At 48.5% G+C, this 13222-nt stretch carries 17 protein-coding genes and 1 pseudogene; 5 read left to right on the forward strand and 13 right to left on the reverse strand.

What is annotated here, in order from left to right:
• Positions 1 to 6 precede the first annotated feature (6 nt).
• The 11 genes from Q8K39_RS09365 to Q8K39_RS09415 all read right to left on the reverse strand — a co-directional run bounded on the left by Q8K39_RS09365 (position 7) and on the right by Q8K39_RS09415 (position 8023).
• The gene (locus Q8K39_RS09365) at positions 7 to 1101 is read right to left on the reverse strand and encodes a hypothetical protein (RefSeq protein ID WP_305259653.1); all 1095 of its coding nucleotides are present in this window, start codon (positions 1099 to 1101) and stop codon (positions 7 to 9) included.
• Positions 1102 to 1191: 90 nt separating this feature from the next.
• Entirely contained in the window at positions 1192 to 2673 is a 1482-nt protein-coding gene (locus Q8K39_RS09370; protein WP_305259654.1) for a DotG/IcmE/VirB10 family protein, read from the reverse strand.
• Positions 2674 to 3744, reverse strand: coding sequence for a DotH/IcmK family type IV secretion protein (locus Q8K39_RS09375; RefSeq protein ID WP_305259655.1), 1071 nt, complete (start codon positions 3742 to 3744; stop codon positions 2674 to 2676).
• Between the two features lie 13 nt (positions 3745 to 3757).
• A complete protein-coding gene (locus Q8K39_RS09380) occupies positions 3758 to 4483 on the reverse strand; it encodes a type IVB secretion system apparatus protein IcmL/DotI (RefSeq protein WP_186956322.1) in 726 nt (241 codons plus the stop codon).
• A 19-nt stretch (positions 4484 to 4502) separates the two neighbouring features.
• Positions 4503 to 4814 carry a hypothetical protein gene (locus Q8K39_RS09385; protein ID WP_186956321.1) on the reverse strand — a complete coding sequence of 104 codons (312 nt, stop codon included), beginning with the start codon at positions 4812 to 4814 and terminating at the stop codon, positions 4503 to 4505.
• Between the two features lie 367 nt (positions 4815 to 5181).
• Positions 5182 to 5616 (reverse strand): hypothetical protein, encoded by a 435-nt coding sequence (locus tag Q8K39_RS09390; protein ID WP_186956320.1) that lies wholly within the window; start codon positions 5614 to 5616, stop codon positions 5182 to 5184.
• 21 nt (positions 5617 to 5637) lie between these two features.
• Positions 5638 to 6033 carry a hypothetical protein gene (locus tag Q8K39_RS09395; RefSeq protein ID WP_305259657.1) on the reverse strand — a complete coding sequence of 132 codons (396 nt, stop codon included), beginning with the start codon at positions 6031 to 6033 and terminating at the stop codon, positions 5638 to 5640.
• Entirely contained in the window at positions 6030 to 6683 is a 654-nt protein-coding gene (locus tag Q8K39_RS09400) for a hypothetical protein (RefSeq protein ID WP_305259659.1), read from the reverse strand. Before Q8K39_RS09400 ends, Q8K39_RS09395 begins: the two co-directional genes overlap by 4 nt.
• A gap of 69 nt (positions 6684 to 6752) precedes the next feature.
• On the reverse strand, positions 6753 to 7175 hold the full coding sequence (locus Q8K39_RS09405) for a hypothetical protein (protein ID WP_305259661.1): 423 nt from the start codon (positions 7173 to 7175) through the stop codon (positions 6753 to 6755).
• Entirely contained in the window at positions 7172 to 7372 is a 201-nt protein-coding gene (locus Q8K39_RS09410; RefSeq protein WP_305259662.1) for a hypothetical protein, read from the reverse strand. Before Q8K39_RS09410 ends, Q8K39_RS09405 begins: the two co-directional genes overlap by 4 nt.
• A 120-nt stretch (positions 7373 to 7492) precedes the next feature.
• Positions 7493 to 8023: a hypothetical protein gene (locus Q8K39_RS09415; RefSeq protein ID WP_305259664.1), complete on the reverse strand. Its 531-nt coding sequence runs from the start codon at positions 8021 to 8023 to the stop codon at positions 7493 to 7495.
• 208 nt (positions 8024 to 8231) lie between these two features.
• Between Q8K39_RS09415 and Q8K39_RS09420 the strand changes: the two genes are divergently transcribed.
• The 3 genes from Q8K39_RS09420 to Q8K39_RS09430 all read left to right on the forward strand — a co-directional run bounded on the left by Q8K39_RS09420 (position 8232) and on the right by Q8K39_RS09430 (position 10205).
• Positions 8232 to 8606, forward strand: coding sequence for a hypothetical protein (locus Q8K39_RS09420; RefSeq protein WP_305259665.1), 375 nt, complete (start codon positions 8232 to 8234; stop codon positions 8604 to 8606).
• A 98-nt stretch (positions 8607 to 8704) separates the two neighbouring features.
• Complete coding sequence (locus Q8K39_RS09425) at positions 8705 to 9082, forward strand: hypothetical protein (RefSeq protein WP_305259666.1); 378 nt, start codon at positions 8705 to 8707, stop codon at positions 9080 to 9082.
• 112 nt (positions 9083 to 9194) lie between these two features.
• A complete protein-coding gene (locus tag Q8K39_RS09430; protein ID WP_305259668.1) occupies positions 9195 to 10205 on the forward strand; it encodes a hypothetical protein in 1011 nt (336 codons plus the stop codon).
• A 17-nt stretch (positions 10206 to 10222) separates the two neighbouring features.
• On the opposite strand, the gene Q8K39_RS09435 is transcribed toward Q8K39_RS09430, so the two are convergent.
• On the reverse strand, positions 10223 to 12037 hold the full coding sequence (locus Q8K39_RS09435) for a phosphoethanolamine transferase (RefSeq protein ID WP_305259670.1): 1815 nt from the start codon (positions 12035 to 12037) through the stop codon (positions 10223 to 10225).
• 41 nt (positions 12038 to 12078) lie between these two features.
• The gene (locus Q8K39_RS09440; protein ID WP_305259672.1) at positions 12079 to 12774 is read right to left on the reverse strand and encodes a hypothetical protein; all 696 of its coding nucleotides are present in this window, start codon (positions 12772 to 12774) and stop codon (positions 12079 to 12081) included.
• Between the two features lie 29 nt (positions 12775 to 12803).
• On the opposite strand from Q8K39_RS09440, the gene Q8K39_RS09445 reads away from it, so the two are divergent.
• Positions 12804 to 13046, forward strand: coding sequence for a hypothetical protein (locus Q8K39_RS09445; RefSeq protein ID WP_186956309.1), 243 nt, complete (start codon positions 12804 to 12806; stop codon positions 13044 to 13046).
• 93 nt (positions 13047 to 13139) lie between these two features.
• Positions 13140 to 13222 (forward strand): annotated as a pseudogene (locus tag Q8K39_RS09450) (IS5/IS1182 family transposase); the annotation flags it as partial.

Consider the following 13222-nt stretch of genomic DNA (forward strand, 5'->3'; position numbering starts at 1 on the left):
CTGTTATCAGTTATAAGTACGGCCACCGGCCTGGAAAGATTTTCTTTCAAAATCTATTCTTTCCAGCCGCCCCAAGTTTTCCATATTGCCACCCAACTCCACCTCATGCGTTAAGCCGTCGCGGTCACGGTACAGCACGCGGTCGCGCAAGATGGTCAATCCCTGCAAAGACAGGGCTTTTGGCGCTGTATCTGCCGCCTGACTACGCGATGGCGAGTTTGCGGACATGGCATTGTTGCCACTTGACACAGTACGTGGCAAATCAGCTGCGATCGCATTTCCAGCTTTGGCAGTGTCAAATAACATGACACGTGCCGTCGTCTCTGAGGGCGATTGCACGGATCTGCTGGCAGGCCGGACCGGTTCACGCAAGGCTTCCGGTGCGGCAACGCCTTTGCCGGAACGCGCGCAGAAACCACGACCTGGCTCATACTTGCAGAGCTCAGCTTCCAGTCGCAATTTTGCCAGACCGAGGTCATTCACACGCCCTTCCAGAAGACTGACATATTGCTCTCGCTTCTGCCCATCCTGGCTGGACGCAGCCATTGGCGCAGCTGGCGCGCTTTGCGCAACAGAACTTGACAAGGCTACGTTCACAGGTGCCGTCGCTACTGCTGCTGGCACTGCCAACGGAGTCTGTGTTGCCGGATTCGTGATGCTGCGATTCTTAAGCTGCGCCAGCGTTGCCAGATCATCACCCGGAGGCAGGCTTGCTGGTGCAGGCGCTTGCTCTGCAACTGGTGCGGTGTTAGCGGTGTTAGCGGTGGTAGCAGCGGCGACAGGTGGCGCCGTCTTTTCCTCTGCCTTGCGTTTCTGCTGCTCAGCTTCTGCTTTACTTTTCTGGAAAGCCTGCTGTTGCTGCATGCGCTCGTCATTCTGTACACCCTGGAATTCCATGTACTTGGTGTAACCAAATACGCCCATCACGAACAGCATCAGCCCCCCCATTGCCAAGTACATGGTCTTGTTGCTATTGCTTGCCGCCACGGCAGCTGGTGGCGTCACATTACTGCTAGCGACGCTGGTCGGACTGTTTGAAGAGTCAGTATCTGCACTATTAGTTGGGTTACCCGAAAGATCATCCCAGTCATTCATTCCCATTATTCTTCCTTATCTTCTATTCACTCTAGGCTTTGTGGTCAAAAATAAAGCTGCATTCCATCAACGAATCAACGCTGATCACCCGCTGATCTAACGCTGACCATAAGTGGGAACTTGCCCATACACTGGAGACTGCACACCGTAGGACGGCTGCATTCCATAGGCTGGCTGTGGCGCATATACGGGTTGCTGGGCATACGCTGGCTGTGGCATGTAGACCTGTTGCTGACCATAGGCAGCTTGCTGTGCCGGAAGTGGTGCCGGATATGCACGACCAGCTTGCGACATTGCGCGCCTTGGATTGTTGGTTGCGCCAGTGCCCGGCACTGGCCCGCTATTATCGGCGCTCATACCTTCAACATAGACAATGTCGGCCGCAACCAGCAGGCCAATTTCTGTTTGGGAATATACTTCCAGGGTATTTGGCCGGTTCGTATAAGGTGCCAGAGTGTTGGCAACACGCGACATGGTTTTAGCTGCGCCACGGGCAAGCAACTGCTTGTTCGTCAACTCTGATTGAGAAACGACCGTCGGCGCACCATTTTGACCATAGGTTACAGTAGTAGCACTCTGTGATTTACCCTCAGCATATCCCTGGGCAAAATCGACTACCGCAGCAAGTCCAAATTTGGTCAGTAAATGTCTGTCTACATTGTCTGCAACAGCAGCACGCTTGGTATCACGATCGACTGCAAAAATTTTGACTGGAATGGAGCGATCAAACTTTGGATGATTCAGCGAAGTAAATTGAATGACCGCTTTTTCAGAGTAAGGTGCGGTCTGTCCTGCCAGGGCACCGAGTAGTTTGCCCCCCTTGAATGGACCACTGAGTATGTACGCTGTGACTGCACTTGGCTCATCGGTATTCATGCCTATATCAATAGTGCCATAAAAAATGTCTCCAGCTTTGGCAAATACCTGTTCTTTTGCTGGCGCTTCAGATTTACCAGCACTCAGATCCGGGGCACGCACATCCTTCTTGTCCCCCTTGCCATCCTCACTTCCCACATAGGCTGTATAAAAGACCCTGGCACCTGGCTCCCAGGCTTCGTTGATTTTTGACTTATCAGCCGCCAGCCTGCGCTTCCAGTCATCCACTTTCTTTTGGTGAGCTGCTTCTGCGTCACGTATCTCTTGTTCAGTAGGCTCACGCGGGCCAGCGTATCTGGGAGCAAAACCATTCTCTGGATTACGAGTAGCATACATGGACGGGTCAATGGCCGACGCAGCCTGTGGGGCAGAGGCAGGTGCCACATCAGGCCGAATCGTGGCAATAAATGTTTGACCGTTAGAATCGGCAAGTTTGGCAGCATCTTCATTCGCGACCTTGCGCAACTCAGACTGCTTGGTATCGACCTTGTTCGGATCAATCACTGTCTTTTGCTTTGTATTTTCTGGCAAGGCAGCCGTGCTGGTAGGTTCACCCTGTTCCTGGCTCGCAGCACTCTTTTTGATCATGCCATTCACCGCGAGGGCTATGCCTGCGACCAGAACAACGGCGACACCAATTACCATCATGCGGGACTTGGGGTTCGCCAGGAACGCCATTCCACCTGTATTCGTTTGAGCCATTTAAAACCCCGACACACGTAGTTCTACACTTTTACCTTCTTGCGCAGCGTAAATCACTGGTGTGCGCGCAGGAAGCTCATAAACATTGGTACCATCAATAGAGGACATGGTGCCTGTCCATGATGGTGAGCGCACTGAAGTCTTGTTCGTCAGTCGCAAATACATTTTGCCATCCAGCATCCACGCTCTGGCATCTGCTCCCTCTACCTTGAGCTCTTGCGCTTTTTCAGGCACCACACCATTCAACATGGAAAACATGGACGAGGAAGCCTCGGGCGGCATTTGTTTTTCTATCAGTGCAGCCGCATTCGGCCCCCGCACTGGCATTCTGGCGTCAAGACGCACATCTGTTTCTTTTTGCCCTGTCACCAGGCGGACGAATACTGGGGTACTCATGCCTGCCAGGAACACTTTCAGGTTCCCGTAGGCATAATCTTTGATCGGCTCCAGCGCAATTTCGTGTGGATTATTGCTGGCATGGAATTCCACAGCGAACATCGCTTTCGATGGAGCAGAAAATTTGACAACAGGCCATGGGTTGCCAGTGGAATCGGTAAACAGCAAGGATGAATTTTCATTGACATTCAATCGCATTACCGGAATCACCGATCCCGGCTGCAGATTCACGATCACAGAGGAAATCACAGCCCTGCGCAGTTGCCCATCAGGTGTGCGCACGGAGCGCTTGAAGTCGTCAATCCGGTCGTAATAGCGATTGATGTCATCCCTGGTAAATGTCACGGTTTCATCAAGCAAATCATCCAGTGCCTGTTCTTTGGGATCGCGGAACTGTGGCATTTTCAGCTTGGTACGGGGCCGCGCATACCCATCAGGCGATGGCAGCATGGCAGGGTCACTGTAACGTGCGTTGAGCTCTGCTGCCGTCATTTTGGCGGAACTCTGCTGACTGGGTTCAGGTATGGCACTGGGCAAAGCCATTTCACCTGGCTTGGTCTGTGTCTTGGCATTGGCCTGATTCTCTGCGCTGCCCTGCCTTGCAGAGGCAATACCACCGACCAGGCTCAGTAGCAAGACGCAGGCAAGGCGGACATTTGTGTTCTTGTTCATCATCAACGGCCTCACATCATCGCTCGAAAGTACTAAAGCTATCGATCACTACACCACGGGGATTTTCTAATGGAGAAATTGCGCGCAGGTTCATTTTGATTACCAATTTTTGTTTAATTGGACTCTGTCCGAATGGGGTATATGTCACATCAATCGGCATTTCCACTTTCCACATATAGACACCGTTGGCCTGCCCTTCACCGGTGATGACGGGGCTGCCGCTGACGACAGAGGAAACCAGCATGGATTTTTCCCTGACCGTTTGCAGCGTCCCTGACTTATCAAGTTGCTCCATGAAGGCTTGCCAGCCATCGGCACTGAAATAATCCACGTTCCCCTGAAACTGCTTGCGGTAATTCACGTAGTCATAAGTGAAAATTGAAGTTACCGCCTCTGCAGTCCACGTCAGCAAGGCATTCTTGGAGATGGTAGGACGGCTGATAGGGCGCAATTCAATAATGCGCCCATCATTTTCTGCCGCGATGTATTGCGGCTTGGGGGGGTTGCTATACACATCATATAAGGCATAAGACAACAATATTGTCAGCACCAGCAAAGCCGCCACCACTTTCTGAATAAAGCGATAGCGGTCAAGATAAAATTCAGCACGCGCCATGTTTAATTCAGGCTGACCAGTATTTTCCCTGGCATTTCCATCTACATGAGATGAATCAACCGCAGCTAGCTTCGGCTTGAGATCCGACTGGGTTTGCAATTGTTGTTGAGCTATAGAGCCAGACATCTTGATCCTCTTACACGTTTTAGGGATTCGCTGATTCAACTTTTACTGCCGCTTTTGCCGCCCGCGAAGCCTTGACCTGATCAACATTGTCAAATTGCTTCAATTTCACCAATAAGCCATTGCGGGTAGTCGCATATAAATCGCGTGAAGGAAAACTGGCATACACCAGAAACATTGCCACTACCAGAACAATATCCAGGCCGACCAACCCCAATGCAAGTACGGTCATACGGCGGAAATTATCCCGATAAAACTCAAACCCGTAGCGTCTGGTTTTTTTAGCTACGGGCACAGGCAGTTCCTGGACGGCTTTTGCTAGTTTTTTATTCATGGAAAAATTTAGAATTCTTTGAATATCTTATCATGCCATTTTATTAAAACCAATGATATATAAGGCTTTATTGGTATTTAATCCAAATTCTACCATTTTTAAAAGAAATTTATTAAGACAATGATGGTAAAAAACTAGATGATTGCATCAAAGTATTTGAATATGGCTCGTTAGCCTCAGTGAAAAGAGTTTGCAGACAATATTCGAGGTAAATAAGTGCAGCGCCAGCCTGGCAATCTGCACTCCGGCGGGAAAGGGGCGTTCGCTACCCGATCAAGATATCTTCAGGTTCAACAAAAAGTGAAATTAATAGACGTAACATGAATAGACGTCTGATTCATTTAAGACGGTAGTAACAGGCCTGCATCTATTCTTGCAGCATGTCCCGGATCATCGCCAGGCGGTTCAAATAAACGATCTCAGCGTTTGCATCGTCAAATGCGGATGGCGCAAAGAACTCATCCTTCATCTTGTCGAACAAGGTTTCTTGTGCTGCCCTGACAGCCCGGTCTTCAGCAACAAATGGAAGTAGCGGCAAAGTCCGGCCAAATGGAAAATTGGTCGCACAGCGATTCAATACCTGTATCACACCATACAGGGCCGCCAAGGCTGCCGCCAGCTTTTCCTTGCCATCTGCAGGTAATTCTGCCGCCATGGCCGGGCTGTTTTGTTGCAGATGCAGGAAGTATTCTTCGGTCAAACCATTGGGCACCTGTATGGATTGATACAACTGTAAAGCCCGTTCGACATGGGGCTTATGCAAATTGTGCAAGGCTTCAACAAGCTGATCTATCAGGGGCATAATTTCTTTCACTAGAGAGGTTTATTCAGTCAGATTTAGATTGCAGGATTTCTTTTTTTCACCTTGAGCCAAAGCAGCCTGGTAGCGGATGCTTGATGCCTGCCTTGAAATTTCGATCAACGACTCTTTCATTTTTTCCACATTAAATTCTTGTGGAGCTGGCGGCTGCCCCGTAGCTGCCGACATTTTTCCATCCTTGTTCTGCAATACATTCCCAGAAACTGCTCTGCTAGTCATGGGCGCCCCGCCACAACTCATGATTTGCGGCCTTATCGGCGCCGTTTTTGCCCTGCCCAACAAATCCACATTGACGACTTTAACTCCACGCTCCGCCGCCAACTCTTCAGTCAATGAACCGCCGGCCAGACATGTTTGCGCAGTAGCAGCGAACATGATCAACATCCATTTTTTTTTCATAAACCCTTCTCCAGCATTTTCACTTCGTACGAAGGCGTCAAAATTTCATCGCATTGCTTGATCACTGCGAGATATCCAGGTTCATTTGTTTGCGCCTGCGCCTCTGCTATCAGAAGAAAATTCTTTGACTGACTGATTGAAGATGCAAAGCGAACCGCACGTCCAGACGGACTGATTTTTTGTCCGGATCCCAACAGGTGATATTTGAACAAACCAAAAACATCGATGTTCATCTCCCCGGCGTTCAAGGACACCGGCCTAACGACAAAACTGACATCTTCAAATAGCATGCCCTCACCAATGGATCCACTTTTCTTGAACGTCACAGAGAAATATTTCCCCAAGGTCAATTCGTAGTTAGCCGACACAGCATATTGTTGCAGGCGACTCACATTCAATCTGACGAGATCGCCATCCAACTGATCAAACTTCGATGAAAAGGCATGAAAGGTATACACTCCCTTTACTTTTTTCTCGCACTTGCGGATCTGTCCGCAGATGAGCTTTGCTACTTCTGCACCGGCAGGTAGACGGTATATCGCCAGTTCGTACTCGTTATTGTGCTTCGGCACCTGGCCAGGCAGGCTATTCCTGAGCTTGACGACAGTCGACTCCCTGGAGTCCGTTACCGATGCAGCTTGTACCGACACGACAAGGGCAAGACTGCAAATGCCCGTGGAGAGATATCTGAATAACAAAACTCTTCCCTCTGTCTTGAATTACTTGCCACGCCTGAACAAGCGGACCAGACTGGCACGCAGGACCTGCACTACCGACACTACTGACAGCGCCAGCACCACTATGCAGAAAAAGTAGAAAAGCCAGGTTAAATAAGACTTCAGCTGCGGGAACATGATATTGGCGAGGAAGGCAACCAGAAAATAAACTGTTACGACAAGCAAATGCAAACGCCCTGTCAAAAGCGAAGGCATGCGCAGAGCAAAACATAAAGGTAGCAGTTGTAGCGCACAAAAAATAATCAGGCTGAATACACGCTGCTCAAAATGTACGCTCAGAAGGCGTGTCAGACCAATCCCTAGCATCAGACAGATCACAGCACTTACGGCAAACAAAACTTGCATGGTGCCGGGGGGGAACGTCAGCGCATCGCGCTGATTGCGGTAAGCAACAGTAGTAGTCATTCGTCACTTTCATTGAGTACTTGTTTCCAGGCTGCAAAGCGAGCCAGTTGTTGCATGAAGAAACTTCTATAGAAAAAATAACGTCCCAGTTCATAGAAAACCACACAGACAAAAGCACCTGGCACCGCCAGAGCGCCAGCACCCGCTGCATTCAAAGCGGTTATTAGCAGCGCAAAAATGGCAATTGCACTGGTCATGCATAAGGCCAGAAAAAAAATGGTGATTGCAAGGCGACGCTTTTTTTTCTGCAAAAAGGATTGATACATCATGGTTTGCTTTGCCATTCGTTATAGAGAGTTCTGGCTTTCCAGGTCCTGCTATTTCCTGGGCTGCGCATTTGGCGAAACGAACTCAGTTTTCTCTTTCAGCTTAGGGGCTACGCCGTCATCAATGCAGACGCTGCGGAATGTAAAACCCTGCGGCCTGCTCTCTTCATAGGATTTCAACTCGGCTGCCTGCAGCAGGTCTTTGCGCTGGAAATCGGCAGCGTTTTTCTTGGCGTAGGTATAAATCGCCATATAGTCCGAAACTTCGTATTTGGCAGCATTCAATTGATCATAGGCAGTAAAGAAATTAGCCTGGACTGCCGCAGCATCTTTCGCGCACTCGTCCATTTGTGCTTTGCGGATGACGAGGAGCTCTTTCTGCTTTTCATTAAAAGGCTCCAGACTGACATTTATCTCCAGTTCCCTCAGCTTGCTTTGCCTGTCGGTGGCAAAATGTCTGACAAACATCAGGTCAGTCGCGAGTACAATCAGACGTTGCGAACGTTTGTCACCGAGTGGCTCCCTGATTTCTGGAATTGAATTTTTTTTCCCCTCTTGAGCATAAGCAAAATTACACGACATTCCAAATGCGAGTGTGGCCAAAAAAAATAGGACAGGTTTATTCATTGACTTAACCAAATTTTAAAAATACATATCCAGCAATGGTTTTTCATCATTTTAAAATAATGTCAGCAAGCTGCAGGGTGGATCAAAATTGACACATTCGGCAACAGTTGCTAGCATTCAATGAGAAAAAGTTTTTTACCTTCATTTTTATAAAGCTATTTCTATGAGCTTAACAAATATTACGAAAAAATACGAGAATGAAACTGAAAATTCTGTATTACCCGCATGGAAAAAAGAGTTTTTCCAGACTTTGACCAAGAACCCGACGGTAAAAACAGTCTTTTTACGCCTGGAAACTCAATACATACAAAAAAAACAAGCTCATCATCGCCTGGTTCCAACCATTGCCTGGAAAGTGGAACTGCCATGTTTTCAGAGTAATTCTCCAGCGCAACTTGCAGAATTGCGGCGCGAGTTATCGGCCACACTGAAAGTGAATGGTGTTCATGTTGTACACAAGACAGATGAATGGATGCGTCATCTCAAAACCCATCATGAAGTGGGCGCATCGTATGCAAGACTATGTGGCGTAGCCTGATGAAGAAACTTATTTGTCTTCTAAGCAGCGTGATGTTGCTTGCATCGTGTGGGAAAACTTCGTCGCCCGCTGTCAGCGAAGGCGTAGCATCACCAAATATGAAAGTCCCGTTGACCCTGTTGCAACTGGAGATGGCTTGTGAAGACGTGGCGTCTATCATCATGGTATCCATGTCCAATCGCCTCAGAGACGTCGACGTCTACAAGACCCGCAGTTTTGCCCGCTCGGTTGCAGACTCATTCGACACCCGTTTTCCGGAACTGCCCGCCGATACGCGTTTGCAAACCCGGCGAATTTACATGCAAACCGTCAGCGATCAATATCTGGCTGAGCAGGCAGTGATACAGCATCAAGTGGAAACTTTCCGGCAGTATGGCGAAAATAAATTCAGAGATGGAGCTATCAAGGCCTGCAAGCATGGCCTTGCCAATATTCCTCAAAATGAAGCGCTACCAGTCTTGCAATTAACAAAATAGCACGTCTCACTTCCCGCAATTTCAAACAGAAACGGAAAATGCCTGAGACAACATGTATTATCCTGTTTTGCTTCAAGAGTAGCGGGCCAGCACGTGCCAGAAAAATAAAAAAATGAATACTCCGAATACGGTTAAAACAAAAATTGACAGCATACTCAACGAATTACCCCGCTATGGCTGCTACGCGTTTGCAGACGCTGCTGCCGAGCGCGAAAGAGTACGCGCCATACTCAGTAAAATCCTGGAAAAAAGGGCTGTAGAGCCGCAGCTCACCGATTTCGAAGAAAAGATGGTCGCCAAGGCACTCAATGTCTATGAGCCATATATTGATGCCGCCATACAACGCAAACAGGCTGGCGAAATCATCATTCGCCCGCTGCATATCATTTCTTCTATACAGCCTGAACGGATAGAAACAGAGACAGGTGAAAAACTCTGGATCAAGTCTGTGCTGAAAACCCGTTATGCACTGACTATGCCTGATGACTTGATACTCAAGCTCGAAAGTGTGCGCGACTGTAATTTTCGTATCCGCATGGAAGAAGGCTTTACTGATCCCAACTTGCCTGACCTGGTCGGGCTTGCACATTCAGATCAGTTCAGCTTGCTGCCTGAAGGCTACTTGAGCCGCGATGAAGATGGCGTCCCCCTATTGTATGCGACGGCAAGAAGCACTGTGCCTTTGGCGCTGGACATGCAAAATGTTGTCAAAATAGAATTCGCCAATCGCAATCACGGCGGTGAATTGTGGCGGCACCCGCAGTACCAACTGAACGATGGCTACTTTACCAGCCTGAACATGCAAGGATTTTTATTGCGCTCAAGACTGATGGCGCATATTTCAAAGGCGCAGCAGCGCTATGAAGTCAAATTGTATGACCATGGAAATCTGATCGCTGAAACGCACAACTTTCAAACACGGCACGTAAAGCATGCACATGCTGAAAATGAGCATTTGCTGAGCAATGCAGCCTTGAAAGAAGTCATACTCAAATTTGCGCCCGCAGCAGGCAGTGCACCTGAAGATGATTTTCTGGAGAAATTTGAAACCGTGCAAAGAGAGTGGATCGCCTCACTCCGTGCAAGAGAGCTGACCCAGATAGCATTGGATTTAACGGTCTGAGACGTAAAGCCAGGAATTCATTCCCTGGCTTGCAGCATACCGCAGGTGTCATCCTTTTTTCTTGCGGTATTGAAGTCCAGCTCATCGTTTTGCATGTCCATCACCATTCTCGTCGATTTAACCTGATATTCCCTGACCAGACTATGTTCAGCAGGAAAACTGGCGAAACTGATGCCTGCCATGTCCAGCACCGTGGCAAAATTGGACGTTGTCATCGTCGCCTTGTCCTCGTTCTTCAACAGGTTTTGCCACTTGCCTGCGTGTACCTGGCGATATGCCTGATTGGCCCAGACAAAATACGGAACACGCAAATTCTCTTCATTCACGACGCCGTGCCCGATGAATTTGCATAGCTTGGTGGGCAATGTTTCGCCATGATCTGAACCGTAAATCATGGCCGCCTTCCCTTCCAGCGCGGTCAATGCCTGCATGATTTCTCCCAAGACATGATCAGTAAATCGTATGCTGTTGTCGAAGGCATTCGATGCTGCCTGAATATCATCGAGTTGTTCACCTGCTGCCACCGCTTTGCCATCAATGCTCACGGGGAATTTCTCAAATGTCTTGGGATACCTGGCTGTATAGATAGCGTGGCTGCCCATGGTATGAAGCACAATCAATTTTTTGGGTGACTTCTCTTGCAGGATATTCTTAAATGGGGCGAGCAAGGCATCATCGTAGAACAAACCAAGGCTCTCATCGGATTCAAAATACTGTTGTACATCAGCCTCGGCGGCGAACATGGTAGTGACATTATTAAGGAAGCTTTTCTTGACTTGGGTAGATAGAAAATAAGTCTTGAAACCCGCTTCCCTGAAGGCAGAGATCAGCGATTTTTGCGTCGCACCTTCCCGCATGATATCCCGCCCGCTCAGATAGATGGGGATGGATCCCATGGTGAATGTCCTGGGAGTAATCATGTCCCGCATACTGACCAGTTCTCCATTTTGCCTGGCTTTCAACAAATTTGGCGAGGTATCGCGGTCATAGCCATTCACTGTCCAGCGATCAAATCTGGCCGTCTCTCCCAGAACCAGGACATAGGTTTCTTGCGTGCTTGCGCTTGCCGGCCCGGTTGCCACTGCACCAAAGCGAAACTGGCTCAACTCCTGCTCCATGCCGTGCATGAATTTTTCTTCCTGCAGAAACATCCACAACCTGAGCGGCACACCGTAAGGAAAAGTATCTTTCACTGTAGAAAGTAAAGGATGTAAATGGCCGACACCAAACAATTTCTCCCTGGCATCTTCGCTGACGGTAGGAAAGCGGTTAGCATTTGCTTCCTTCAGGTAGGCACTGGCACTCATGGCACCAATATACCATCCATAGCCTGCCACACAGAGCAAGCAGAGTATCGGAAAACCGCCTGGCCGGTAATGACTGCGACGCGAAAAATGCATCGCCAACATGGTACTGACCGCACACAGCAGCAGCCACAGAGCGACCGCCTGGCTACGCTCGATCAGATAATTGAATGATTCACTGCCGTCACTGGTTGTGAGTATGGAAAACAGGCTGGAACCAGATATGCCACCAAACTGATAAGCTACATGAGCTTCGGCACCAGCCAAGACCGCCAGCATGGCCGTCACCAACTTGAGCACCAGGCTCTTCTTCCACAATTGGAATAGCAGGAATGAAATTGGCAAAACGAACAAGACGATCTTACCACCGTACAGTGGCAGTGCAGCAGCCTTGGCAACGACGATGCCATTGGTAATGGCAAACGGCATCAATAAGAAGAAGAATGACAGCAACTCAAAGCCCAGACCCTTATCTGGATGACGCATATCCTCGCTTCGCTCGCTGACCTGCATGACTGACGAATTCATTTTTTCTTGCCGCCAGCGCCGAAACCCTGGCATGACCGGACTTATTGTTGATGGGAAGGAGATACCACTTGCGCACGCAGACGCATGACTGAGTTTTCATTATTGAATTCAATGCCATCAGGGCCCCAGCCATTGACAACACTGCGGGCCTTATCTGACATCAAACCAGTGTCCCCTTGTAAATTTTCAAAGTAGATGACATTGCCTTTTACCCTGTAGTGACCTGACAATTGTTTACTGACGTCTGGTTTGGCTTTGCTCCTGTCCTTCTTTGCCGCGTAAGAAGAAATACTGAATTGAAAACTGCGATTTTCTGCCAGGGTCATCTTGTACTCCAGAACCTGCTGCCTGGATTCGACCGAATTCACAAATGTTCCTGGCCAAATTTTCACGTCTGGCTTTTTTTCAGCGTCTTCCACCTGTTTTGCATATACCGGTGTTTCGTTTGCAGGTGTATTCCCTACCGCATCAAGTTCGTTGTTGCTGGAAAAAAGCCTGAAAAGCAGGGCAATACCAGCTACTGTTACTGCAACCAGTGCAAATTTGGGAATCAAACGCATGAAATTCTCTTTATATGTCGTGGATAGAAGATGAACGCATTTCATCGGCCAAAGTGAAATGAGTTCTAACAAATGAAAGTAAAATTTCATCAGCCGTAGAGATATAGGCAATGTTATCATTAGCTGACAAAAACTGCTAAGAAAAACCGTAGCAGGTCGCCCTTCAAAGAAATCCATACATTGCTACATCAGGGGAATCGGGGATTATGAACACCATATTTATTGCCTTGCTGGCCAATATGATAGGCAACGAAATGTTGGCGCCAAATCAGCCGCGTCCAAATGGCTTGCCGATCCTGTATCGCTGTGAAATATATCCGCAAGCAAAGATCGACCCGGAAACTTTTGACATGGTCGTCACTCAGGGTCTACGCAATTGCATTGCGGTCAGGGAAATGACTTTTCCAGAGTACCTGGACTGGCGTGACCAACAGAAAAATGCAAAATAATCAAGGCGTGTTGACACATCGTTTAGTCAATGCCCCTTAGAGGCTGTTCGAGATCTTATTGTAAACAAAAGGAATATTGCGTAAACTTAGGTGATGAGAAAAGCCTACCCAAGCGACATCAGTAGAGAACAGTTTGCGAAGATAGAAGATATTCTGCTGAGCGCACGCAAGAAAAC

Origin of the sequence: Undibacterium sp. (genome assembly GCF_030683615.1) — a bacterium.
Lineage (GTDB): Bacteria > Pseudomonadota > Gammaproteobacteria > Burkholderiales > Burkholderiaceae_D > Undibacterium > Undibacterium umbellatum.

What these genes read in the sequence shown, in the direction of transcription:
- Q8K39_RS09385 (WP_186956321.1), bottom strand. Translation starts at nt 4,814, where the DNA reads ATGAATAAAAAACTAGCAAAAGCCGTCCAGGAACTGCCTGTGCCCGTA.
- Q8K39_RS09425 (WP_305259666.1), top strand. Translation starts at nt 8,705, where the DNA reads ATGAAAGTCCCGTTGACCCTGTTGCAACTGGAGATGGCTTGTGAAGAC.
- Q8K39_RS09415 (WP_305259664.1), bottom strand. Translation starts at nt 8,023, where the DNA reads ATGTCGTGTAATTTTGCTTATGCTCAAGAGGGGAAAAAAAATTCAATT.
- Q8K39_RS09440 (WP_305259672.1), bottom strand. Translation starts at nt 12,774, where the DNA reads ATGGATTTCTTTGAAGGGCGACCTGCTACGGTTTTTCTTAGCAGTTTT.
- Q8K39_RS09395 (WP_305259657.1), bottom strand. Translation starts at nt 6,033, where the DNA reads ATGAAAAAAAAATGGATGTTGATCATGTTCGCTGCTACTGCGCAAACA.
- Q8K39_RS09375 (WP_305259655.1), bottom strand. Translation starts at nt 3,744, where the DNA reads ATGATGAACAAGAACACAAATGTCCGCCTTGCCTGCGTCTTGCTACTG.
- Q8K39_RS09435 (WP_305259670.1), bottom strand. Translation starts at nt 12,037, where the DNA reads ATGAATTCGTCAGTCATGCAGGTCAGCGAGCGAAGCGAGGATATGCGT.
- Q8K39_RS09420 (WP_305259665.1), top strand. Translation starts at nt 8,232, where the DNA reads ATGAGCTTAACAAATATTACGAAAAAATACGAGAATGAAACTGAAAAT.
- Q8K39_RS09390 (WP_186956320.1), bottom strand. Translation starts at nt 5,616, where the DNA reads ATGCCCCTGATAGATCAGCTTGTTGAAGCCTTGCACAATTTGCATAAG.
- Q8K39_RS09365 (WP_305259653.1), bottom strand. Translation starts at nt 1,101, where the DNA reads ATGGGAATGAATGACTGGGATGATCTTTCGGGTAACCCAACTAATAGT.
- Q8K39_RS09405 (WP_305259661.1), bottom strand. Translation starts at nt 7,175, where the DNA reads ATGACTACTACTGTTGCTTACCGCAATCAGCGCGATGCGCTGACGTTC.
- Q8K39_RS09380 (WP_186956322.1), bottom strand. Translation starts at nt 4,483, where the DNA reads ATGTCTGGCTCTATAGCTCAACAACAATTGCAAACCCAGTCGGATCTC.
- Q8K39_RS09410 (WP_305259662.1), bottom strand. Translation starts at nt 7,372, where the DNA reads ATGACCAGTGCAATTGCCATTTTTGCGCTGCTAATAACCGCTTTGAAT.
- Q8K39_RS09445 (WP_186956309.1), top strand. Translation starts at nt 12,804, where the DNA reads ATGAACACCATATTTATTGCCTTGCTGGCCAATATGATAGGCAACGAA.
- Q8K39_RS09370 (WP_305259654.1), bottom strand. Translation starts at nt 2,673, where the DNA reads ATGGCTCAAACGAATACAGGTGGAATGGCGTTCCTGGCGAACCCCAAG.
- Q8K39_RS09430 (WP_305259668.1), top strand. Translation starts at nt 9,195, where the DNA reads ATGAATACTCCGAATACGGTTAAAACAAAAATTGACAGCATACTCAAC.